Source organism: Sulfidibacter corallicola (assembly GCF_017498545.1).
GTDB classification, from domain to species: domain Bacteria; phylum Acidobacteriota; class Holophagae; order Acanthopleuribacterales; family Acanthopleuribacteraceae; genus Sulfidibacter; species Sulfidibacter corallicola.
Genome location: NZ_CP071793.1, coordinates 6,845,431 through 6,870,396, shown reverse-complemented (window position 1 = coordinate 6,870,396; position 24,966 = coordinate 6,845,431). Strand labels below are relative to the sequence as shown.

Here is a 24,966-nt window from a genome sequence, read left to right as displayed (position 1 = left end):
GACCGCGCCGTGTGGATCTACTGGTTCGCACTCGTGTGGCAGGATCCCTTCGCCACCTGCCGGCAGGCCTTCGTTCCCGATCCCCGCGACTACCGTCCGGCCAAATGCTTCTACGACGTGGCCCGCGGCCAGGGGCTGTGGAACGAGGCCGGGCGGCAGCTCGAGGCGCTTCTGGAAGGCGGGGAGACGCTGCCCTGGGTCCATTTCTACCTGGGAAACATCGCCCAGGATCGGATGGATCCGGCGGCCCTCGATCACTACCGAGTCGCGCTGGATGCCTTCGACGAGACCGGGGACGGGCAGGGCATGGTCTACACCCAGATCAACCTGCACCGCGTGCTGACCACGCAAAACCTCTGGCAGGAGGCGGAACGCGCCTTGGCGGCCGCCCAACACCAGGCGATGTTGATGAGAGACGCCAGCCTGATCTACGCGGCGACGCTGGATCGCGGCATGCTGCTGAAACGAAAGGGTTCGCTGGAACAGGCCCAGTCGCTGTTGGAGCAGTTGGAACCGAGGCTTTTCCGCGAAGAGAGCAGTTACAGCACGCGCCGCGATTGCCTGCTGGCCCTGGGCGATCTGGCGGAAGAACTGGGTCAGCCGCGCCGGGCCCGCGAGTACTACGCGGCCTTGCTCGACCTGGCCGAGAAACACGAAGATCCCTATGCGGCCGCCGTCGCGAGCCTCAACACGCTGATCAGCCTGGTCGGTACCGGTCCCTGGACGCCGGCCACGCGGGACGAGGCCTCGCAGTTGGCGGCGAGGCTGCGCGAAACCAGCCAGGCTCTGGAACACCAGGCGCTGGAGGTACGCGTACTCTACGAAGCGGCAATGTTGGCGGACACCGAACAGGCCGATCGATACCTCGCCAAGGCCCAGGCCATGACCCGGGAACTGGGCGATCCGGAGCTGGAGAGTCTGGTCCTGCGCGGTCTGGCCGCACGGCGGGTCGACCGCGATCCCCAAGCGGCGCAAAACCTGATCGGCCGATCCTACGCGGCCGCCGCCAAGAGCGAAGATCCCGCGATCCTGCTGACGGCCTGGTGCGACCGCATGCACGTGGACTGGATCTCCCGTCCGCCGGCGGAGGCGTTGGCGCGCTCCCTGGACCTGCTCGACCTGATCGAGGCCGTTCGCGAAACCCAAAGCAGCGACATCGGACGAGCCGGCTTCCTCTCCCATCAAGCGTTTTCCTACTACGCGCTCGTGGGGCACCTGAGCCGCCTGTTCCGCGAAGAGCGGGACCTGACCTGGGCCCGTGAAGCCCACCGTGTCATGGAGCGGCTGCGGGCCAGATCGCTGTTGGAATCGCTGTCGTTCGAGCGGATCAACGATCTCCCCGACGAGATGAACGACCTGACCGAGACCCGCCGCGGCTTGGACCGCCAATGGGTACGCCTACATCAGGACCTGCTGAATCCCGACCTGAGCCCCGAAGCGCGTGCGAGCAAACGGCAACTCCGCGAAGCCCTGACGGCCAAAATCGGCGCACAGGACGCTCGAATCCGCGCGAAACACGCCGGGTACGGCGGACGGCAAAGCCTGCAAGCCGCATCCCTGGAACAGGTTCAGGCAGCGCTCGAGCCCCATCAAGCACTGCTTTCCTACCAGCTCTCGTATCGCGAAAACCCCTACGGCCAGTTCTACGGCGGTTCTTGGCTGTGGGTCGTCACCAACGCGGGCGTCGAGGTATACGAACTGGCGGATCGCGCCGCCATCGAACCCGCCGTCGATACGTTTCGGGACTTGTGCGCCGAAGGCAAACACACCCAACAGATTCGGGCCGGAGCCGAAGCGCTCTACCGCCGCCTGATGGAACGGGCACTCGCGGATTTGCCCGAAGGCATCGAAGAACTGGTCATCATTCCCGACGGCCACCTCTACCATCTGCCCTTCAGCCTTCTCCAATCGGCCGCGAACCACACGCCGCTGGCCTTTCGCTATCACCTGACCCTGGTCCCGTCGGCGACCCTGTGGTTGCGATGGTCGAAGCAGAACCCGCAGGCGAAGGGCTCGGGCGCGCTGGTTTTTTCCGATCCGCGCAATCGGGCGATCGAAACCCCGCTCGAGGAAAGCCCCGACAGCGGGGGCTGGGAACGCCTGTACCGCGGCACCAAAACGGTCACGCCCGCCGACCTGATCGCGGGCGCCAAACTGGGTCCCCTCCCCTACGCGCGGTCGGAAGCGCGGTCGGTGGTGCGTCATGTGGGCCGCGACAGTGAATTGCTGATGGGCGATCGCGCCTCGGAGAAGTTCCTGAAGCAGCAGGATCTCCGGCAGTACAAGGTGCTCCATTTCGCGGCCCACGCGGTGATCGACGAAGTGCGCCCCCAACGTTCGGCGATCATCCTCGCTCCCGGTTCGGACGAAGAAGACGGGTTCCTGACGCCTCGGGAAATCGAGCGGTTGGACCTGGACGGACAGGTGGTGGTGCTGTCCACCTGCCACGGTGCCTCGGGCCTGACCTTCCGCGGTGAAGGCGTCATGAGCCTGGCGCGCTCCTTCCTCCAAGCCGGCGCGACCACGGTCATCGGCACGCTGCAACCGCTCTCCGATCAAAATGCCGAAGTCCTTTTCGACACCTTCTACCGTCATTTGGCCAACGGCCTGCCGGTTTCTCGCGCGATGAGCATGGCCCAACGCCACTGCCACGAGGCAAACCAATCGGTGGCCACCTGGTCGAACGTGGTGGTTCTGGGCAACGGCCACGCGGTGCTGTTCGACGAGCCCGATCGCGAAAGCTTGCCGGTTTTCGTGTGGGCGCTCGTCGCCTTTTCCCTGATTTCCCTGCTTGTCGGCGTGGTGCGCCGACAACGGCGTCACACCAGGAGTTGAACCCATGTTGGAAACGTCTTCCTCCCACCAGGCCCCGCCTGCCGACTGGCATCGCGACGACCGCGAACCCGCCGTGCGACAGGCGGACGACCTGGCTTGGGAAGCGGGTGCCCCGGCATCTTCCGATCTCGAATCCCTACGGCGGGAGCTGGAAAAGGCCGTCACCCGCATTTGCCCCACTTGGCTTTCGGCCCAAAGCGACGATTTGGTTCAAATGAGCCTGATGCGGGTCGTGGAGCAAATCCGCAACTGCGACGAACACCGTTCCTTCAATGCGAGTTACCTGCGGCGGACGGCCTATTGCGCGCTGGTCGACGAAATCCGTCGCGTACGCAGCCGGCGCGAGTGGAGCACCACCGACGAAAGCGGCGGTGACCACCCGCTGGAAGGCCACGGACCGGACCCGGAACAACGCCTGATCGCCCGTCAAATCGGCAGCCACATTCGCGCCTGCCTGACCGGGCTGATCACGCCTCGCCGCGTGGCGGTCGCATTGAAACTCCAAGGCGAAAGCGCCCCGGAGGCCGCCCGCTTGTTGGGCTGGTCGCTCCGAAAAACGGAAAACTTGATTTATCGAGGGCTGGCCGATTTGCGCAAATGCCTATCACAAAAGGGTCTATCAAAAGAGAGAGGTGCTCTATGACTCATCCCACCAGCGACCAATTGCAACAGGCGTTCACCCAGCTTTCCGAACGGGCCCGACCGCGCGACGATTGCCCGGAGCCGGACCAACTCTGGCGAGCCCGAACGGGCCAGCTCTCCCCACGCGCCACCCGCCGCATCGTCAAACACACCGTCGAGTGCGGGGTGTGCGCCGAATCCTGGCGTCTGGCGGCCGAGCTCGAGGCCGGTCGCGAGCGACCCATGGGACGCGTGATCCCCTTCCCCGTACCGCTTTGGACCGTCGCGGCAGCGGTATTGTTACTGGGCATCTTGGTCCCCATCTTCGGACCCCACCTGTGGCGACCGGTCACTTCGATCGATCGCGGCGAGGACCTGGAGCGCATCGAATCGGAGCTGGCAGCCCAGGAAGGGCTGAGCCGCGCGGATTTCCACTTGCGTTGGAACCTGGAGCCGGCACAGAAGAACCTGATTCGCTACGAGTTACACGTGACGACCGAGGATTTGTTCCACGTGTTGGTGCACGAGACGGATCTGGTGGAGCCGGAGTTCAAGGTGCCGGAGAACCTGTTGGGCTCCCTGCCGGAGGGCGCCGCGGTCACCTGGCGGGTCACGGCGGTATTCGAGGACGGCAGCCGTACGTCGCGGGTCTTCGTCACCCGCGTGCAGTGAGTGTGGCGGGCGCCGTTCCAAGGTTGGCGCTGGGGTTTCGAACGGCCGCACCATCGCCATGTTTGGTCGGTCGATGTTCCGGGCCAATTCTGGAGCGATGGGCCACATCGGACGCGGTACCATCTCCGCCGCGGCGCCGTTCCGGGCCCATCGTGATCGGATGATTGCGGCCACGCCATCGCCATGTTTGGTCGGTCGATGTTCCGGGCCAATCCTGGAGGGATGGGCCCTTCGCATCAAACCCAGGTTTGGATGGGTGTGTCCCGGGCCAATCCTGAAGGGATGGCCAACGAAATGTTGGGATCATCATTAAATTAAAACGCGTGCCGAAGGCACGCCACCAGCAGGCGTCCTGAAGGGACGACACATTACAGCGAAGGGTTAAGGAGTCGGAACGACGACGCAACCCTGGTTGTTCGGGGTGCCCGCATCCAGCCCCAACGGGGCGGCTCCGCGTGGGGATCCCGGAGGTGGTGTGAACTTCGAGGGAAGGGTCAACCGGAGGTGGTGTGAACTTCGAGGGAAGGGTCAACCGGAGGTGGTGTAAACTTCGAGGGAAGGGTCAACCGGAGGTGGTGTGAACTCCGCGATCGGCTTCGTAGTCCCGCCCTTCCAGGGCTGGAGTTCGGGCACCCCAGGCAACCAGGGTTGCGTCGGCGCTGCCTCCTTAACCCTTCGCTGAAATGTGTGACCCTTACAGGGTCCCTGCTGGTGGCGGGCCAAAGGCCCGCGTTTTTAATAAGTTGTGGTCCAAGCATCCGGTTGGCCATCCCTACAGGATTGGCCCGGGACACACCCATCCAAACATGGGTTTTATGGCCATCCCTTCAGGATTGGCCCGGGACACACCCATCCAAACATGGGTTTTATGGCCATCCCTACAGGATTGGCCCGGGACACTCCCCATCCAAACATGGGTTTTATGGCCATCCCTACAGGATTGGCCCGGGACACTCCCCATCCAAACGTGGGTTTTATGGTGATCCCAGCATACGGTCGCTGCGCCCGCGGCCATCCTACGGCTTGGTCGCCAACGACGACCATCCAGGCATCGATCAGCCCCGGATGGTGCACATCCCAACATACCGTAAAGCTGGGATGCAGCCATGGAGAGCGCACCCGCCCGCTGCGCTTCGCAACGGACGGGTATCCGCGATCAGTGACGTTCCAGCAACAGGGTGAAGGTGCCTTGGCGGCCTTCCAGCCCGCGCACGACCGCGAACAGAACCCGGCCACGCAGCTCGGCGCCATGGACCGTGACGGCCGAATCGGCACCGGCCTCGCTGCAGCCCAAGGCGCGCAAGTCGCCACATTGCGTGACGAAGGGACCCACTTCGCCGGCGAACAGCTCGACGACGGGCTCGTCCAAGCCGTCGTCACCGTGGGGCACCGCGCGCACCGTGAGGCTGCCGTGAGCCCCGGACGGTACGTACAGGGCGAACCAAGCCTCGCCGCTGCCGTCGGCCCGGCACACCGCCGACCAGGTCTCGCCGTGGTCGAAGGTGCTGCCCTCGCGCGGCACCATGCCCAACCGCGGCCAGCGGGCCATCACGCTGTGCTCGCACAGGTCGTTGAGCTCGCTGTCCGGCGGGACGGCCGCCAGCCATCGCTCGATCCGCGATCCGGGCGGCGACAGGTAGGCCGGCACCGAAGTCAGCAGGAATCCGGGCCAAGCACCGTCCAAATCGTCTTCCACTTCGCGCTGGATCGCGGCCCGAAGTTCCAAATCCATCCCGGCAAAGGGCGCCACGTTTGAAGTCACAGGCCCGTCCGCCAGAATCTGGACCGGTGCGGCGGGATCTCCGGCCAGCCTGAAGGCCCGAGATCGCTTGCCGAGACGTCCGCGCGGCACGTCGGGATTGTTGACGATCTCCAACAGGGTGTCGATGTCGTTCTGGCACTCGGTATCGCCCGGAGTCAAACAATCGATGATCGGCGGATCCGGCCAGGATGCCAGCAGCCCGGAGTAGACCTTCGAGGTCAGGACCAGAATGACGCCCTGACCCAGTACCTCGAAGCCACCCGGATCGGTGGCTCGGAAGGTGAACTCGAAGGAGCCGTGGCGATCGGGAGCCACGGTGTAGGTGAACGTTCCGTCCGACTCTTCCAACAACCCGAACTCGGGCGGATCGACGATCTCGAACAGGTGGGTGTCGTCCACGTCCGGATCCAACACCGTCGGGGTGCCGGAACTCTGGCTCTCGCCACCGGCGACCACCAAGCGCAGTTCGGCACCCGCCGGCGGACGGTTGACCGTGATCAAGGTCGTGTCCGGAATCGGGTCGGTAATGTCCAGGTTGTTGGTGACCGTGAACGTGACGAGGTGCTGCTGGATGGGACCGGACTCCTGCTGATCGAACAGGATGGTACCCGGCTCCATCTGATCGCTGGGCGGTGCCGCCCCGTCGAAATCCCAGGCAAAGGTCAACGGCATCTGGTTGTCGGGATCGATCGCGCTGCCCGCGAAGTCGAGACTGTCTCCCAGGTTGATGGTCAGCTCCTCTTCGACCGGCGATTCGATCGTGCCGTCGGGCGCCGAACCCACCACGATGCGGCGGGTGGGCGGATTGGGATCGGGGGCACCCCGGCTGTCCGTCACCGTAAAGGTCACGTCGAACACACCGGGCTCCTGGAACACCACGGTCCCCGGATCTTCCACGGTGCTGTTGGGGGCGCCGCCGTCGAAGTCCCACAACACGGCAAGATCGGTGTCGGGCGCCAGGCCGGACAGGGTGTTCGGATCGGCCGACGAAGCCTGGAAACTCACGCTGGCGCCGACGGGGATCGAGACGTCGCCCGTGGGTTGCTCGATGGTGCCCGTCGGGGGATCGTTGACGAAGATCGTGCGTCGCGGCGGGTCGGGATCGGCCACGTCGATCGCGTTGGTCACGATGAAGCGAACCGCATAGGAACCCGGATCATCGAAGGTCAGGAAGCCGGGATCTTCCAGCGTGCTGTCGGGGGCCGCCCCGTCGAAGGTCCACAGGAAGGAAAGCGGTGTCTGGTTGGCGGGGTCCCCGCCGGTTCCGGCAAACTCGACCATGGTCCCCGGGTTGACGATGACGCTGTTGGTGGGGTGATCGATAAAACCGGCCACCTCGGAACTGACGACGATGGTTCGCGTCGCCGGCGTCGGATCCTGAATGCCCAGGCCGTCGGTGACGGTGAAGGTCACCTGGTAGACACCCGGATCGGCGAACGCGACACTGCCCGGATCCTCCACGGTGACGTCGGTCGCACCGCCGTCGAAGGACCAGGCGAAGGTGAGCGGATTGGTGTTGTCCGCATCGGTCGCGGTCGCGCTGAAGGTCACGGACTCTCCCGGAGCCACACCGACCACGCTCGCCGCGGGTTCGTCGATCGTGCCCTCGGGCGCATCGGTCACCGTGACGCGCACGGTCGCCGGCGTCAAGTCCTCGAGGCCCAGACTGTTGGTGACGGTGAGGGTGATGTCGAAGATACCCGCGTTGGCGAATAGGACTTCGCCCGGATTGCGCTCGGCGCTGTCGGGAACGACACCCGCGAAGGTCCAGAAATAACTGAGCGGCTGGTTGCCGCCGGTATCGGAACCGGTCGCCGAGAACAACAACGAACTGCCACTACCGATGATCATGTCGGCGACCGGATCGTTGATGACACTTTCGGGACGGTCGGCGACCGTCACCGTGATCTCGGCCGGCGTGGGGTCCACGATGCCGAAGGCGTCGGTGACTTGATAGGACACGGTGTAGATCCCGGGTGTATCGAAGGTCACCGCGCCGGGATCCTCCACGTTCGCATCGCTCGCGCCGCCGCCGAAATCCCAGAAATGGGTGAGCGGCAGGTTGTTGTCGCTGTCGACGGCGGTCGCGGTGAAGTTCAGCGATTCGCCGGTGCCGATGATCATGTCGCCGGCCGGGCTGTCGATGGTGCCGTCGGGTTCGTCACTGACGCGAACGGTGACGGACGGCGGAGTCAAATCCTCGAGCCCCAAGGCGTCGGTCACGGTCATCACGACCGTGTAGACGCCAGGGGTGTCGAAGGCCACCTCGCCGGGATCCTCGACCGACTGGTTGGCGGCCCCACCGCCGAAATCCCAGGCAAAGTCGAAGGGCGTGGTGTTGTCGGCATCCGTGGCCGAGCCGGTGAAGTCCACCGTTTGGCCGGTCACGATGGTGACCTGGCCGGTGGGGGTGTCGATGGCGCCCACGGGCCGTTCACTGACCGTGACCGTGATGGTCGCGGGTACGGGGTCCTCGAGGCCGATGTCGTTGGTCACCGTCAAGGTGACCGTGAAGTTACCGACGCTGTTGAAGGTCACGTCGCCGGGATCCTCGACATTGCTGTCCGAGGCGCCCCCGCCGAAGTCCCACTGGAAATCGAGCGGCAGATGCCCGCCCGGGTCGTTGCCCGAGGCGGTGAAGTTGACCGACTCGCCAACCGCGATGATCACGTCCTCGGCGGGCGTGTCGATGGTGCCGTTCGGGGTGTCGCCAACCGTGACGGTGACGCTGGCGGGGGTGGGATCGGCGATGCCGCGGGCGTCGGTGACCGTCAGGGTCACCTCGTATTCGCCAGGCGTGTCGAACTGAATCGCACCCGGATCCTCTTCCGTGCTGGCCGGGGCCGCGCCGTCGAAATCCCAGGCGTAGGTCAACGGCGTGTCGCCGTCGGGATCGTTGCCAGACCCCGCGAAGGTGACCGATTCACCCACGGTCACGGTCACCGGGCCCGTCGGCTCGTCGATGGTACTCTCCGGTGCACCGGTCACCGTGACCACGACCGTAGCCGGGGTGGGATCGGCGATGCCCTGGGCATCGGATACGGTGAAGGTCACCGTGAAGGTGCCGCCGTTGTCGAAGGTGATCTCGCCGGGATCCTCGACCGTGCTGTTGGTCGCACCGCCGTCGAAGTCCCACAGGAAGGTCAGCGGCAGGTCGTTGTCCGGATCGACACCCGAACCGGCGAAAGTCACCGAGCCCCCGACGGGAATGGTGACGTCGCTCGCCGGCGCATCGATGGTGCCGTCGGGCGGATCGGTCACGCTGACCGTGACCGTGTCCGGGGTCGGGTCCACCACGCCGAGGGCGTCCGTGACGGTGTAAGTCACCGTGTAGACACCGGGCGTGTCGAACTGGATCGCGCCGGGGTCTTCGGTGGTGCTGTTGGTGGCGCCGCCGTCGAAATCCCACAGGTGGGTCAACGGGAGGTTGTTGTCGGGATCGGAAGCCGAGCCGGTGAAGCTCACGGTGCCGCCGGTCGCCACGGAAAGGTTGGCGGCGGGTGTGTCGATGGTGCCGTCGGGCGGATCGGTCACGGTCACCACGACCGTGGCGGGCGTGTCGTCCGGAGCGCCCAGGCTGTCGGTCGCGGTGAGGGTCACCGTGTAGGTGCCCGTCGCGTTGAAGGTCACCGCGCCCGGATCTTCGAGCGCACTGTCGGGCGCCGCACCGTCGAAGGTCCAAAGGTAGGTCAGCGGCGTATCGCCGTCGGGATCGGAACCGGACCCCGCGAAACTCACCGAACCGCCGACACCCACGTTGACCGGGCCGGCGGGGCTGTCGATGACGCTTTCGGGTCGGTTGGACACGATCACCGTGACGCCCGGTGGCGAGGGATCGGCGATCCCCAGGCCGTTGGTGACCTGGAACGTCGTGTCGTAGGTGCCGTGGTTGAGGAACACCACGTTGCCAGGGTCCTGAACCACGCTGTTGGTCGCGCCGCCGTCGAAGTTCCAGAGATAGGTGTAGGGCGTGGCGTTGTCGGGATCGATGACCGATCCCAGGAAGAAGACCGAGGCACCCGGTGCGATGATCACGGGGCCGGTGGCGGGTTCGTCGATGATACCGGCGGGCGCGTTGGCCACGTTGACCACCATCGTGGCCGGTGTCGGATCGACCTGGCCCAGCGAATCGGTCACGGTGAATCGTACCGTGAAGGAGCCCGGCGAATCGAACTGCACCGAACCGGGGTCCTCCGTGGTGCTGTTCGCGGCACCGCCGTCGAAATCCCACAGGTAGGTCAGCGGTGTGTTGTTGTCGGGGTCCGTGCCGGTGCCCGTGAAGTTCAGGGACTCCCCGACGGAGATGTTCTGGTTGCCGACGGGCGTGTCGATCGTGCCGTTGGGCGGACCGTTGACGGTGACGGTCAGGGTCGCGGGCGTCGGATCGCTGATCCCCAGCGCATCGGTTACGGTGAACGTCACGTCGTAGACGCCCGCGGTGTTGAAGGTGACGACACCGGGATCTTCTACGTTCTGATCGGGCACCGCACCGTCGAATTCCCATAAGAAGCTGAGCGGCGTAGTGTTGTCCGGGTCGCTGGCCGCACCGGCGAAGTTCAGCGAGTCACCCACATCGATCGTCTGATTGCCCGCCGGGCTGGTGATCGTGCCCGAGGGTGCATCGGTCACCGTCACCCGCAGGGTCGCGGGGGTCTGGTCGGACACGAGGAAGGCATCGGTGGCCGTAAAGGTCACATCGAAGACGCCGACCGAGTTGAACGTGACATCGCCGGGATCCTCGTCGGTGCTGTTGGTCGCGCCGCCGTCGAAATCCCATAGATAGGTGAAGGGTGTATTGTCATCCGCGTCGGTCACGGTCCCCTGAAAATTCAGGGTGGTGCCGGTGGCGATGACCTGGTCGGTAACCGGGGCGTCGATGGTGCCCTCGGGCGCGTGGGTCACGATGAGCTGTACCGTGTCCGGCGTGGGATCGGCCATGCCCAACGCATCGGTGGCCGTAAAGGTCACCTGGTAGATCCCCGGGGTGTCGAAGGTGACCGGGCCGGGATCCTCGGTGGTGCTGTTGGTGGCGCCTCCGTCGAAATCCCACAAGAAGGTCAACGGCGTATTGTTGTCCGCATCGGTGGCCGTCCCCTCGAAGGTCACGGCCCCATTCACCAGGACCGTCGTGTTGCTCGCGGGCAGATCGATGGTGCTTTCGGGGGCGTCGGTCACGGTGATGCGCACGGTGTCCGGCGACAGATCGGCAAATCCCAGGGCATCCGTGACGGTGAAGGTCACGTCGTACACACCCGGAGTGTCGAAGGCCACGTTGCCGGGGTCCTCGATCGTGCTGTTGGTCGCGCCGCCGTCGAAATCCCACAGGTACGTCAGCGGCGTGTTGTTGTCGGGATCCGAGGCATCGGCGCTGAAATTCACCGAACTACCCGTCTCGATCAGCAAGTCCGTGGCGGGCGCCGTGATGGTGCCGTCGGGACGATCGGTCACGGTGACCTGCACCGTCCCGGGCGTGGGATCGGCAATGCCCAGCGCATCGGTCACCGTAAACGTGACCGTGTAGACGCCGGCGGTGTTGAAGGTGACCGAACCGGGATCCTCGACCATGCTGTTGGTCGCGCCACCACCGAAGTCCCACAGGAAGGTCAGCGGCGTGGAATTGTCGGGATCGCTGCTCGTGCCGGTGAAGGAAACGCTTTCACCGGTCGCGATGACCTGGTTCGTGGCGGGAGCGTCGATGGTTCCGTTCGGCGCGTCGGTCACGGTGACGGTCAGGGTCGGCGGCGTCAGATCCTCCAGGCCGAAGCTATCGGTCACGGTCAGGGTCACGGTGAACATGCCGTTGGTGTTGAATTGAACCGAACCGGGGTCCTCGACACCGATATTGGCGGCACCGCCGCCGAAATCCCACAGGTACGTCAGCGGCGTGGAGTCGTCGGGATCGCTACCCGTGGCGCCGAAGGTCAAGGCCTCGCCGCGCGCCACGGTCTGGGGCCCCACGGGCGCATCGATGCTGGCATCGGGTCGATCGCTGACCCGCACCATGACGGTGTCCGCCACGCTGGGCACGCCCAGGCTGTCCGTGGCGGTGAAACTGACGGTGTAGAGGCCCGGCGTGTCGAATTGAACGGCGCCCGGATCCTCGACCGTGCTGTTGGTGGCGCCGCCGTCGAAATCCCAGAGGAAGGTGAAGCTCAAATCCCCGTCGGCGTCAGTCGCGCCGCCCCCGAAGGTCACCGTCTCGCCCGTGCCGATCGTGGCGTCGGCCATCGGTAGGTCGATGGTCGCCACGGGCGGCGTGGACACCGTGACGCGGCGCGTGGCCGGGCTCAGGTCATCGGCACCGAGACTGTCCGTCACGGTGAGGGTCACGTCGTAGTGACCCACCGCGGCAAACGCGATGAGGCCGGGATCCTCGAGGTTCGAGTTGCCGGCCGCACCGTCGAAGAACCAATCGTAAGTCAACGGCAGGTTGTTTTCGGCATCCGTGCCGGAGCCCTGGAAATTCACGGTCCCGCTCGGCAGGATCTGGACATCGGTCGCCGGACTGTCGATGGTCCCGTCCGGCCGGGCATTGACGGTAATCGTGACCATCGCCGGTATCGCGTCGGCCAAACCGAGATTGTCCGTCACGGTGAAGGCCACGTCGTAGACGCCTGGCGTGTCGAAGGTGACCATGCCGGGATCTTCATCGGTGCTGTTGGTCGCGCCACCGTCGAAGTCCCACAGAAACGTCAAGGGCGTGTGGCCGTCGGGATCGCTGCCGGACCCCTCGAAGGTCACCGACTCGCCCTCGGCGATGGTCGTATTGGCGATGGGCAGGTCGATGGTCCCACTGGGCCGAGCGTTGACCGTGATCTCCACGGTCGCCGGGGTCGGGTCGGCCAAGCCGAGGCTGTCGGTGGCCGTGAAGGTCACGTTGTACACACCCGCCGTGCTGAACGTCACCGCACCGGGATCTTCGTCCGTACTGTTGGTCGCGCCGCCGTCGAAATTCCACAGAAACGTCAAAGGCGTGTTGCCGTCGGGATCGCTGGCCGTGCCCCCGAAGGTCACGGAATCGCCCTCGGCGATGGTGGTGTCCATGAGGGGCAGGTCGATGGTGCCGTCGGGAGGCGCATTGACCGTGATCACCACCTGGGCCGGCGTCGGATCGGCCAGGGCCAGGCTGTCGGTCACGGTGAAGGTCACCGTGTACACGCCCGCCGTGTTGAACGTCACCGCACCGGGATCTTCGTCCGTGCTGTTGGTCGCGCCGCCGTCGAAATCCCACAGGAACGTCAAGGGCGTATTGCCGTCGGGGTCGTTGCCCGTTCCCTCGAAGGTGACCGAACCGCCTTCCGGAATCGTGGTATTCATGGCCGGCAGGTCGATGGCCCCGTCCGGCTCCATGTTCCCGCCGGCCCACAGCCCCTGGGGTGCGGCCAACGTCAGGAGCAGCAGCGCGCTCGCGGCGGCGCGCCATCCGGAGAAAAGCGGAACGGATTGGAACGGTTTAGGATTCGTACAGGTGTCCAGAGTCGTGTTCGAACAGGTAAGCCGGCTCATTAAAAGCATCCTCCATCATCCCCAACCAACAAGGAATGGGTACAAGCGCCACCAAAACGGAACCGTGAGGCGAGATCGCTCGGTTTCGGTACACCGATCGAAAGCCGGCCGCCCTCCCGGCAACATGCCGGTCGGTGTTTCCGCCCTCCCGGGCGAGCATGCCCTGGTGGCTCGGATCGGCCTCATTCGCGTCGGTACCCCGGCCAAACCAGGCTGCATCCCGACTGCACTCGTGTTCTCAAAAAAATAAATTTTTCCAATAAGTTCGCCGCGATCTCGGCCAATACCGCCGAGCTCTTCGTGGCGAAAACAGCGCCATCGCGGTCAAGACGGCGAGCATCCCGTGATACCACTCGTTCTTTACGCTCGCTGCGATGCGATCGCCTATTTTCGCACGTCACGGCTTTTTAAGGTCCGGCGCATTATAACATGAGTACAAAGCCCGCTGCATACCCCTGAACACCCTTCTCACAGACGAATAATGGAGTCAGGAAGTCTTTGAGACCCAATCTCCGGGCCATATTCGAGCCGTACGGACCGGGGCGGGATGAAGGCAACGATCTACAGCGATCGAATGGCGACGAACGAGGCAAAGTTATTCCACTTGAAAAAGATTTCCACTTCGCGAAAGCCACAACGCTGCAGCAGTTCACGCTGCTCGCTGACTTTATAGGGCACCAGGACATTTTCCAACTGTTCGCGTTTCTGACTGATCTCCATATCCGAATAACCCTGGCGCCGCTTGAACTGATAGTACATGTCCACGAACAGGCGGCTGATATCGGTGCTGTCCTCGAGCACTTTTTCCGAGAGAATCAAGATACCGCCGGGAACCAGACCCTCGAAGATATGACGCATCACGTGTTCGCGGTAAAGTGGGCGGACGAACTGCAGGGTGTAGTTCATGATCACGGCCGAGGCTCGCTTCGGTTCGAAATCCCGAAGATCCTCACACACCAAATCGATGGGCACCTTCGACGGCAGGCCGGCCAGGCGTTCCCGGGTCTTTTCGATCATGGGTTCCGAATTGTCCAGGCCGACAATGCCTTTCAATCCCGGCAAGGCCGCGGCCAGCTTGGCGATCAGCACCCCCGTCGAGCAGCCCAGGTCGTAGACCAGGGTCTCGTCCTGGTAGTAATGGGCCACCAAATCCACGATCATGTTCTGGACTTCTCCATAGAACGGAATCGAGCGATGGACCATATCGTCGAATACGGCGGCCACATCGCGGTTGAAAGTGAAATCGGTAGCGCGCGACAATGGTTCCTTGAACAGTTCGTCTTTCAAATCCAATCCTCCCACGGCGATGATATCGCGTGCGCGGGAGACGGGGCAACGAATGGAAATAATCCGGGCCGTGTCGATGTTTGGATGGACGATCAGCAAAAGTCACGAGGATGGTGCACCAGGTGCCCACAACAGAAACCAAGCCGGTACGGGTTTGGCCCGGCCCGGTTAACGACCGCGCATGCCCTCGATTCGGTGACGGCGCCCGCGAGGAAAGCACGAGCGACCGCGAAAGCACGTCTCGAAACGAACGGCAACGATGCGCCGTGAAAGGCGCCACCAGGAACGATGTGATGCGAAGAATGTGGATCCACCTCTTCTGGCTCTGGCCCGCCACGCTGTTCGGCTTCCAGGACGAGCCCGATCTCCGGCCCCGGGTTTCGGGGTGGATCGGCGCCCAACTGTTGGAAGCCGAAGGGACGACCACCTGGCTCGAGGGCGGATTCGGCAAGTTGCAGGGCGACGCGATCCAGGGCACCAACGCCGCGCTGCGTGGACACCTCGCCATCACCTGGCAACCCTCGCTCTATTTCAAGGCCTATGTTCACGGTCTGGCGCGCTCGGAGCGCGAGGAAGTGGCCGGTGAGAGCTGGGGCGTCACCGAAGCCTACCTGCAGACGGGTCTGTTCCTGGGTCGGGGCGGTCGCCTGCGCCTGCGCGGCGGCATGATGTTCCCCCAAACCTCCATGGAACACATCGACCCCTTGTGGACCAGTCCCTATACCCTGACCTTTTCCGCGCTGAACACCTGGATCGGCGAAGAAGTACGCACCACGGGCCTCGATTTGAACTACCACGTGGATGTGAGCGAGACGACCGCGTTGTTCGCCGGAGCGGCCGCACTGCGCGACAACGACACCATCGGTGCGGCGCTCGCGTGGCGCGGTTTCTCGCTGGGAAACCGCCTCACGGTTCGGGACGAGGTCCTGCCCCTGCCGCCGCTCCCATCGCTGTCGGACACCGGACCGTTCGGGGTCCAACGCGACGACGGCACCAGGCCGCTGGGCACCGATTTGGACGACAAAACCGGATGGCGCGCACGGATCGGCGCCGAATGGAACGGCCGCCTGCTGGTTCAGTACAGCCGTCTCGACAACCGCGCCGATCGCCAGTTGTATCGCGGCGAATACGCCTGGGAAACCGATTTCGACCAGGTCGGCATCTCCTGGGATTTCGGCTCGAACGCCGTTTGGACCTTCGCTGGAGAATGGCTGGACGGGCATACCGGCATGGGGTTCCGCAGGAGCCCGAACGTGCAGATCTCGTTTTTGGCGTGGTACGGCCTGCTGAGCGTCGCGGATGCCGAAGATCGCTGGCGCCTGACCGCCCGTTACGACCGATTCGAAACCGAGGACCTGGACGTACGCCTGGCGTCGAGCAACGCCGATCTCAATCAGGAGGACGGCCGGGCCTGGACCCTCGCGTTGTTCTGGCAACCGGCTCGGCACTGGCGGATCGGGGCCGAGTTCGTGACCGGCGAGGCCAACCGTGCCGCGGCGCCCGACCTGGATCTGGATCCCGAATCCCTTCAGCTCGAAGCCCGCTACCGGTGGTGATCGGCCCGCGGTTTCCGCCCGCGGGTTACTGGCGCTTTTTGCGGCGCGCGAACAGAATCGCGCGATGGGGTGCCGCCAAACCCTCGACGGTGCGGTCGGGGTTGGTCGCATCCACGAAATCGGCGTAACTCTGTCCCGGATTCCAGACGGTGGTCCGCTGCTCGCGTGCCTCGTGCCTGTTGACGGCGACCACTTCGATATCTTCGAACTTGCAGCGGGCCAGCATGTGCCGCATCGCACTCACCGTGGGCACGAACCACACGTTGCGCATGCGTGCGTAGCGATCCTCGGGGAACAGGCAGTAGGCCTCCTCGCCGGGGATCACGATGCTCTCCAGCACCAACAACCCTCCCGGTTTCAGGGCTTGATGGATGTTCTTCAGGATTTGGATGGGATTGAAGTGATGGTACAGGATGCCCATGCAGAACACGCTGTCGAACAACTTCTCGAAATGGGCGACCTCCTCCCAACCCCACATCTGGAATTCCAGCTCCGGTCGCCGCGCGAAATGCTGCAATAGATGGAACTGGTACCACAAGCGCGGCACCGGATCGATGTTGAGCACGTAGGACGGCTCGTCGGCCAGCATGCGAAAGGCGTAGTAGCCGTTGTTCCCACCGATATCCAGAATGACCTGGTCCTTGAACGAGGGGAGACGGTGCTTCATGCGATCCCACTTGTGGTCACTGCGCCACTCGGCATCCAATTCGATTCCGAAAAGTCGATAAGGTCCCTTTTTCCAAGGGAGTATGGCCTGGCACGCTTCGAGAATCGTTTGCCGTTCGCGATCTTCGAGCGGCAAGTCGCGGCCGATCACGATGGCGCCGTCGTCGAAGTCGACATGATCCGCGGCCAAATCGGGCAGCAACGCCATCTTTTCGCGAATCGCCTGAAAGGGCTTCCATTCCAGCCAATGGGCACGCTCCTCGTTGAGGTGGCGTAGAACCTGACGCGATTGCTCGTCGCGAACCATATCCAAAATGCGGCTCATAGTGCTCCCATGCTCCAGAAATTCGATTCGTACCCGCCGGGTTGGAAAACCGGTTTCGGCGCCCACCGAACCCTCCCAAAATTAACAAGTTCCCGTCCAGAAACACAGGCTTTTCGATTCACCTCGTCCGAATCGCTTGGATAGTCCATCCAGCGGGCTAAGCGGTCCTGCCTTACCGGCCCTAACCACCTGGCACGGCGCCCCTCTTATGTAACAAACTCTGTAAAGCTCGAAGATAAAGATAAAAACCTAAAAAGGCGGATGTGCGGGGAGTTCGTCGTAAAATGTCGGCCCGGCGGGCCAACTTACTGCAACGACGCCCCTCTCACAAATGCGGGAACTCCCAAACGATTCGCTTCGATTAGTTACCCACCTGAAACCGGGGCCCCCGGCCTGGGCGGCGACTCTGGTGCATCGAGGAACGCCCAACCGCCGTTTCAAGCACAGGTGCACTCATCCGGCAGATCCTCCGAACCACGGCCCCCCCTGTCGATCCGACGTGACACACCGCGAGAATCGCAATGGCGGAAAAGAGGGCCAAAACCGCCAGCCCACATGGCGTCGTGGCGGCGCACGCGCCTCCAGGTATCACAATTCGATACCTCTCAGGCGGGTCTTACATCGAGCCTCCGAAAGGCCCATGATGGAAGCGACCGGAGCCATACCATCCTCGCGTCCCAGCCGCGTTCGGATCCCACCTACCCAACTTCGAGGCACCGGTGAACGTCAAAAGGCCCCCGACGGTAGGTACCCTGGAGGATCGACATGAGATCAGTCCCGACCCCGGAACAATCCCTGGTATATTTGGCCAGACTTCGGAGCGCCATCTGGCGCCTTTGCTCGGACAAGAAACTCGAGATCGCCGACTACCAACGACTGGTCTCCCAACTGGACACCGCCACCAACGAGAAGGTGTCCCAACTCGATCCGCTCGCCCTGGACCAACTGCTCGCCGAAACGTCTCGGTTCGAAGTGCTTCTCGATCAACAACCCATTCGCGTCATTCAGGAAGCCGAACGGACCCGCATCTGGCTGGCCAAACACCGCGCGGCACACCAAGCCGGCCAGACGGACATCGAAGTCGGCGAGCTCTTCGAACAAGACCCGGATGCACGATTCCCACTGCACGCCTTCGACTGGTCCGCGCATCTGAGGCGCCTGAACGCCCTGCTGGCGCTGCTGGACCAGCCCACTCCGTGCCTCGATGCAGTGCGCGAGGCCGCCGTGGCCTTTTTTTCGGCCCTGCCGCCCATCCCCTTCGCCACCGGTTCCCACAGGCCCGATCCCACCGCCTCGAGCGCCCTCCTCGACACGCTCGACCTTTCCCGGCACGAACGAAATCACCTGCAGGCACGGCTCGGCCGGAAAGCGATACCTGCACCACCGGCCACATTCACCACCATAGCCATGGGTGAGGCCACCTCCGAATCTCTGTGGTGCGAGGGCGATGCGGGCTGGAAGCGCCTTCACGACCGCTGCAGCCAACCGGGCATCGCCAACGACGCCCGCCTCGCGGGGCTGGTTCTCGGTTGGCGCGGTCCCGGCCAGGCTCGCCTGATACTCGACTGGATGAAACACCAAAAATGGAACGGGCCGGCCAGGGCTTGGCTTTGCGCGCGCCTGGGCATGGACCCCAAGGTCGCGTCGAATCAGATCGAATACCGATTGAACGCCGCGGCCCGCGACGACCGCATGGGTCGTATGGCCTTCGGATCGGCCTGGAAACGATCGGCTTTGCCGCTGATCCTGCTCCAAGAGCTGGCCGCAAGGGAGACTCGGGAACAGCAAGCACCCATCCGGCTGCTGCTCGAACAATGGATCCGGACCCAACGACCGGCATCGGCCGCGAACACGGATCCGGCCACGTCGCCACCCGAAGCGATCGCGGTCCCCAAATCCGAAAAGAACGAGCCCGACGCGGCGATGGGCCGCCAGGCCGAATCGGAAGTCATCGGCGAGGCGTTGGGCGTGGACCAGGACGAAGGCATGGACCTGGAAGACCTGTCCGCCCCCGTGCGACGCCAGGAAATCGACGACCACGTGGTGGAGACCACGAGCACCTGGAACCTCTATCTGAAGCCCTTTCTCTCGGAAAACTGGCTGGGTCTGATCGGGGCGATCTCGCTCACGGCGGCCTGGCTCTTCCTGTCCATGTGGCTGTGGGAAAAGGGCGTTACCTTCCGCGTCCTGGCCGGCACCGTGCCCATCGCGGTCTTCGCGTTGGGTAGCGCCTGGGTGACCAGCTTCTTCGAACGACGCGAAGTCCACGGAACTTCGCCGCGCGCGACCGCGTTGCTCGCCTCGCTCACCTTCTTGTCGGTCCCCTTCTATTTGCTGCTGACCACCAGCCTGACGCTTTCAGTGGCGGGCAACAGCATGCTGGGCCTGGGCTTGGGAGTCGCTTTCCTGACCACCATGTCCTTCATCGGCAAGCGCATATCGGGACCCTTCGGGTTCGCGCCGCACCTGTACCTGTTCGCGGCATCCTCGCTCCTGCTGTTGCCAGGCCTGACCGCCCGCTTTGCGCCAAGCCTGCTGGACATGGCCCTGCAGATGTTGCCGCTCGCGCTGGGCGCCGTCGTGTTCGCGGGCGTCAAACACGCCGAACGCGTGGCGCCCGAGCGGTTCACCTACACCTGGATGATCCACGTGGGCCACGCCCTGTTGTCTTCGACTCTCGCCATGATCTTTTTCCGGGTCGGTCCCAAACCGGCGATGTTCACCCTCCTGCTGCCTGCGATCGCCGTCGCCATTTCATTTTTTCCACGGCGCAACGCGACCGCGGTCATCGCGGCCGGCGCCCTGGGCGTGCTCGGCAACCTGCTGGCCCTTCCCCTCGATCCGACTTGGCTGACCTCGAGCCTGCTCTTGAGCGGATTCGCCTGGTATCGCTGGAGCACACAGAGCGACCATTGGGCAGCCCGCGAAATCACGACCCTGCACATGTGGTTGATCGCGCTGGCGACGGGCCGCACGCTCCACCTGGATCCGCCGGATTGGGTCCTGCTCCTGCCTCCCGCCTTCGTGCTGGCCAACGCCTGGGAGCGTCACCAGGACCGAGGCCCGATCCAACTGACGACCTGGGGACTGGTGTTCCTGCCGATCCCATTGGCTCTGGTGGGCGCGCTGCAAGACGACCTCTTTCACCTGATCGTCGTGCCGGCAACGATCGTGGCCATTCTGGCGTGGGGACACGTTCGCCTGCATCGCACCGGCCAAAGCAAGCTGTGGCTGGTTCAACAAATACTGGTGCCGCTGCTGCTGGTGAGCCTGCTCGCCGGTAAGTTGAGTCCCGAGGTGTTGGGCGCCTGGTACCCCCTCGTAGCCGTGTTGCCTCTGGCCGCGTGGATGCTGTGGGGACGGCTCGATCGGGCGACCTTCGTTCGCGATCATCGCGCCACACTTCAAACCCTGTGGTTGATCCCGGCCACCGCGGCCGCGATCTGGGCCACGCAATGGGCACCCGCCACACCGAAGGTGGCGACGTTCACGGCATTGGCCCTCTGCGGCTCGATCGCACTCCTGTCCGGCCTGCGCATCGGCCGCCGCGCCCAATCACCACTTCAGGCCCTGCTCGGACTCGCGGCCTTCGGATGCACCGTCGAATGGGTGCGGTCAGGACTCGGATTCCCCGAATACGGCGGCTTGCCCGCAGCGTTGGCGGCGGTCCTGCTCCTCGCCCTCGCCTTGCGTGCCAAAACCCATGATTTCTGGGCTTTGCGAGAGCCCGTCGACTCTTTTCTCTCCCGTTCGTTCCCATGGCGATCACCGCAGTGGTTGCCACTCACCCTCCGGTGCGCGGCCGGTGTCACCACCCTCCTGGCTGCCGGTCGCGCCATTTTTTCTTCCGATATCCTTACCCTTCCCGCGGGACTGCCCCACCTGGCGGCACTCGTCGTCGTGACCGGCACGGCACTTTGGGCCGCCATCGAAGAGGAACGACCCGTCTTCGCCTGGACCGCTTTCGTCCCGATGGCCTTCACGGTGGGCGTGGTGGCCTGGTGGACACCGTCAACCTGGAAAGCGCATGTGGTCATGCTGATGCTGGCGCTGTTCCAGTGTGGCGCCGCCTGGACGGCACGTCGTCGCGAGCGCTTCCAAGGCTCCCTGGCTCCGGTCTGGTCGGCTGCCTCCCCCCTGGTTTCGATGATGGCGGTTTCGTTGGGATTCCTCGTCATCCCGTTCCTGTGGCCGGTCGGTGCGCTTCCCTCCATCGGTTTCATGGCGCTCTTGATCCTGTTCGCGGATCGCTTCCCAACCAAAGACCACCCGGGTCCCTTCGCCCACGCCACTTTCATCGCCACCTTCCTACTCTGGCTGCGGCTGTACACCGAAGGGTTCGGCACCCCCGCCAGTTTCGATGTTTTCGAAACCACGGCGTTCGTGTTCTACGCCGTGGCCGGATTCGCTTCCTTGTGGTGGCTGACCGGACCCATCGGATCCCGTACGCCGGCGCCGTGGAAGGCCCGATACCAAACCGCGATGGGATTTTGGCGGCCCGTTCCGGCCCTGGTGGCGACCATGCTTCTCCTGGCAGAACCCTTCCTGGCCCAAGAAACCCGACTGCCGGTCTGGTCCTCGGCCTGGGTGTGGTTGCTGCTTTGCCCGGCCGTGAAGCCGACCTTCAACGCGGTCTTCCGCTTCCTGCGTGCCTTCGTGGCCTGCAACCTCGGCGTGCGGTGGACCGGCGATCTCCTGAGCGGATTGACGATCGGCCTGTGGCTGTTCGTGGCGAGCGAATACCTGCTCGAACGAGCCCGGCGAATCCTTCGCGGCGATAGCGCGGAGGAAACGAAATCTCACCCCGAATCCGATCGGCACATGGAGAAAGTCCTGTACGCCCTGTTGCCGCTGATCCCCGTGGCGCACCTGGCACTTTGGGGGGTCTCGCAACTGGAAAACGCCCATTCCGCCCACACCCTCTCCGCGCCGTTCCTGTACGCGCTCCTGCCCCTGGTTTTTTTCTCCGCGTTTCGCATCCAGAAAAAGCGACTGTTCGGGCTGGGTCTTTTCTGGTTCGCCTACGCCAACTTTTTCACGGTCGTGGAGTTGGCGGGCCGGCAGTGGATTCCCGGTCTCTCGCTGTCCCACGCGCTGGCCGCGGCCCTTCTGTTCACCCTGGCCGTCTTCGGAGTGGCCGGTTACCTGTGTTCCCAAAAGGAGTTCCGACCATGAGCCGCTTACCCGTGATCGCCAATCTCGATCCCTATCGCCGGATGCTCCGGGTGGCCTCGTTCATCGCGACGTCGCTGATCATGGCCCTTTGCGTGGGTGACCTCCTGTTCCGCGGTACGCCGTTGCAGGCCTTCGACATCCAAAACCTGACGGGCTTCGCCCTGACGCTCGCCACGGCCTTGGTGCTGCGCTGGACCACCCCCTCGGACAACCCAGTGGCGCAAACCCTGACCCGTGGCGCCACGACCCTCGCCATCTGGCTTTTGGGCCTGGCACTGCTTCCCGCAACGGGACTCGGGATGTATATCTTGGCCGCGCCGGCCTGCTACTTCCTGGCCTGCAACGAGCTGAAACGCAGCGGTCCCGCCTCCGAGGCGGATCGTTGGGCGGCCATGTCGCTCTTCGCATTGACGCTGGCGACGATCGCCGCCCGCGTGGCGCTCCATTTCCTGCTGCAGACCGCGGATTCTCAATTGGCGAACCTGGCCGGCGACGCACCGGTCCTGGTTTTGAGCGGCCTGGGTTTGCTGCGGCTCTGCCGCTGGCTGAGAAGGGGTGCGATTTCCCTGATGGGCACCGGTTTGGCCGGGCTCGGCCTGATCTGGGCCACCAGCAGCCTGGCTGGCGATACCTTCGCCGATCCCCCCGCGACCCTCGTCGCGATACTTACGATCCACGCCGTCATGGCACTCGCACTCTGGCCGCCCACACTGCCCACCTGGCTGTCCCGCTTTACCGGTCTGGATGGCTCCGAGGCCCGTCGCTACCGGCTCGGCGTCTACATTCTGGGGAACGCCGCCCTCCAATCGTTCGCAGCGTTCCTGCTGGTCCAGGGTCCCGGCGCACTCGTCACCCTGGGTTTGTCGATGCTGATTTCGGCAGGCTGGATGCACGCCTACCGCGGCCGGATGACGGCGATCTGGTTCGTCCAATCCGGGCTGTTCCTCTTCCCCGCCAACGCCTCGTTACAGGTACCTGCACCCAACGCCGTGGTATTCGGCGCCTTGACCCTTTTGCTGGTGGTATCCGTGGCCCTGCGGCGTCGATTCGGCGATCGAGCGATGCCATGGATTCCCAACTGGGCATTTTCTGTCGTGTTCGTGGCCGCGCTCAGCCAGGCGATCGCGGCGGGTTTCCCCTCGCCCATGACGCTTCTCCACACCGGCATCTTGACCACGCTCTGGGCGGTCCTGCCCCAGCGGCCCTGGACCCGGGCCCCGCTGCGCCTCACGCTGCTCGGCTGGATTCCGATTTCCTGTTTCGCCCTCACCTGCCTGAACCGCGGGTTCGACTTGGGCTGGTTGGCGCTTTGGTCGCTTTGCGTGGCCGCCCCCGTCTTGCTGTTGCCGCTGGTACGCGGCGAACGGTACGCGGACGAGCGACGCGAGGCCCTGATGGCCGCCCACGGATGGGTGATCGCGGCCGTCGCCATCGGCGCGACCGTCTTCTTCCTCGACATGCCGGCATTCGCGACTGGGTTGTCCGAGTTCGTCATGCTGGTCGCAGTCCTCACGATCACCACCGGATTCTTCCTGCAACGCGCTCGGCGTGGCGAGCCCGACATCGCCGCCTGGTCCGCGCGAGCGACCGAAGTCGGTCTCTGGCTGCTCGTCGGCCTGATTCGCTGGCGACTGGACCAAAACGACACCCTGCAGTTGGGCACGCCCTTGGACGCGTACCTGCTGCTCGGCGTCGGTGCCGTGGCGGCCGGCATCCGCGAGGTCCTGCAACGCGGCCGGCATCGACTCACGGCGACCATGGCGCGCGCCTCCCACCTCTACGCCCTGCTGGGATGGGGGTACATGATGTGGTTGGGCCTGGGGAACGCCGATCACCATCACGCCGAAATCGTCTCGCTGCTGATGGCCGGGATGTACTTCGCCTTCTCCAAAACCCAACATCGGCGCCTGATGCTGGCGGCGGCGGGATTCGCCAACATCGCCCTGGGCATGTGGCTCTCCCGCAGCGGCTTCGACCACACGCTTTTCTATCTGGTCCCGGTTGCCGCCAGCGTCCTGGCACTCAGCCAGATGTTTCGAGACGAATTGGACGAGCGCCAGCTCAAAGCCATCCGGTTGGTGACCAGCCTGGTGCTGCTGTGTGTTTCGGCCTTCTACAACCTCATCGACTTCCGCGACTCGATCTGGTTTCCGGTCGGCGCCGCGCTGATTTCGGCGCTGGGCGTCGTGGCCGGAATCAGCCTCCGCATCCGCATCTACCTCTTTCTGGGTGTGGGTTTCTTTCTCCTCAACACCGTCACCACGTTGGTGCACGTGGTGATGATCCAACCACCCGGCGCCATCAAACTGTTCATCGGCGTCGTGTTCTTGGCGCTCGGCTGCCTTTTCACCGGCAGTTTCCTGGTCTTCCAAATGAAACGGCAGGAATTGCTGCGGCGCTACCAGACGTTGCGACTGGAACTCTCCAAATGGGATTGAGGCGGTGTCATGTCCGCTGTGCTGGCTGCTCCCGGTACGGCGGGCATCGCCGTTGCGCGTGAACTGAAAAATGGTTCCGTACCGGTCCCGACGAGGTGAGCAGCGTGGGACGGCTCTCGCGCG

Annotated in this window: 9 protein-coding genes; 6 read left to right on the top strand and 3 right to left on the bottom strand. The window is 64.2% G+C overall.

Translation table 11 applies throughout. The features are described from left to right. The first annotated feature begins 9 nt into the window (after positions 1-9). The 3 genes from J3U87_RS21330 to J3U87_RS21320 are packed head-to-tail and all read left to right on the top strand — an operon-like array spanning position 10 to position 4,128. Entirely contained in the window at positions 10-2,835 is a 2,826-nt protein-coding gene (locus J3U87_RS21330) for a CHAT domain-containing protein (protein ID WP_237377803.1), read from the top strand. Between the two features lie 4 nt (positions 2,836-2,839). Then, positions 2,840-3,478, top strand: a complete 639-nt coding sequence (locus J3U87_RS21325) for an RNA polymerase sigma factor (protein ID WP_237377802.1) — start codon at positions 2,840-2,842, stop codon at positions 3,476-3,478. Continuing rightward, positions 3,475-4,128 (top strand): hypothetical protein, encoded by a 654-nt coding sequence (locus tag J3U87_RS21320; protein ID WP_237377801.1) that lies wholly within the window; start codon positions 3,475-3,477, stop codon positions 4,126-4,128. Before J3U87_RS21325 ends, J3U87_RS21320 begins: the two co-directional genes overlap by 4 nt. A 1,156-nt stretch (positions 4,129-5,284) precedes the next feature. On the opposite strand, the gene J3U87_RS21315 is transcribed toward J3U87_RS21320, so the two are convergent. Together J3U87_RS21315 and cmoA are read right to left on the bottom strand one after the other, a co-directional pair. Continuing rightward, on the bottom strand, positions 5,285-13,396 hold the full coding sequence (locus J3U87_RS21315) for a PKD domain-containing protein (RefSeq protein ID WP_237377800.1): 8,112 nt from the start codon (positions 13,394-13,396) through the stop codon (positions 5,285-5,287). 561 nt (positions 13,397-13,957) lie between these two features. Further along, entirely contained in the window at positions 13,958-14,683 is a 726-nt protein-coding gene (gene cmoA / locus J3U87_RS21310) for a carboxy-S-adenosyl-L-methionine synthase CmoA (RefSeq protein WP_237377799.1), read from the bottom strand. Between the two features lie 293 nt (positions 14,684-14,976). On the opposite strand from cmoA, the gene J3U87_RS21305 reads away from it, so the two are divergent. Further along, positions 14,977-16,239, top strand: a complete 1,263-nt coding sequence (locus J3U87_RS21305; protein ID WP_237377798.1) for an OprO/OprP family phosphate-selective porin — start codon at positions 14,977-14,979, stop codon at positions 16,237-16,239. A gap of 25 nt (positions 16,240-16,264) precedes the next feature. Here the strand turns inward: J3U87_RS21305 and cmoB are convergent, their stop codons facing one another. After that, positions 16,265-17,230, bottom strand: a complete 966-nt coding sequence (gene cmoB, locus J3U87_RS21300) for a tRNA 5-methoxyuridine(34)/uridine 5-oxyacetic acid(34) synthase CmoB (RefSeq protein WP_237377797.1) — start codon at positions 17,228-17,230, stop codon at positions 16,265-16,267. Between the two features lie 765 nt (positions 17,231-17,995). Here cmoB and J3U87_RS21295 point away from each other — a divergent pair. Next, positions 17,996-22,405: a DUF2339 domain-containing protein gene (locus J3U87_RS21295; RefSeq protein ID WP_237377796.1), complete on the top strand. Its 4,410-nt coding sequence runs from the start codon at positions 17,996-17,998 to the stop codon at positions 22,403-22,405. Further along, on the top strand, positions 22,402-24,843 hold the full coding sequence (locus J3U87_RS21290) for a hypothetical protein (RefSeq protein ID WP_237377795.1): 2,442 nt from the start codon (positions 22,402-22,404) through the stop codon (positions 24,841-24,843). The genes J3U87_RS21295 and J3U87_RS21290 overlap by 4 nt, the downstream gene beginning before the upstream one ends. Positions 24,844-24,966: the final 123 nt, after the last annotated feature.

What these genes read in the sequence shown, in the direction of transcription:
- J3U87_RS21325 (WP_237377802.1), top strand. Translation starts at nt 2,840, where the DNA reads ATGTTGGAAACGTCTTCCTCCCACCAGGCCCCGCCTGCCGACTGGCAT.
- J3U87_RS21320 (WP_237377801.1), top strand. Translation starts at nt 3,475, where the DNA reads ATGACTCATCCCACCAGCGACCAATTGCAACAGGCGTTCACCCAGCTT.
- J3U87_RS21315 (WP_237377800.1), bottom strand. Translation starts at nt 13,396, where the DNA reads ATGAGCCGGCTTACCTGTTCGAACACGACTCTGGACACCTGTACGAAT.
- J3U87_RS21305 (WP_237377798.1), top strand. Translation starts at nt 14,977, where the DNA reads ATGCGAAGAATGTGGATCCACCTCTTCTGGCTCTGGCCCGCCACGCTG.
- cmoB (WP_237377797.1), bottom strand. Translation starts at nt 17,230, where the DNA reads ATGAGCCGCATTTTGGATATGGTTCGCGACGAGCAATCGCGTCAGGTT.
- J3U87_RS21295 (WP_237377796.1), top strand. Translation starts at nt 17,996, where the DNA reads ATGAGATCAGTCCCGACCCCGGAACAATCCCTGGTATATTTGGCCAGA.
- J3U87_RS21290 (WP_237377795.1), top strand. Translation starts at nt 22,402, where the DNA reads ATGAGCCGCTTACCCGTGATCGCCAATCTCGATCCCTATCGCCGGATG.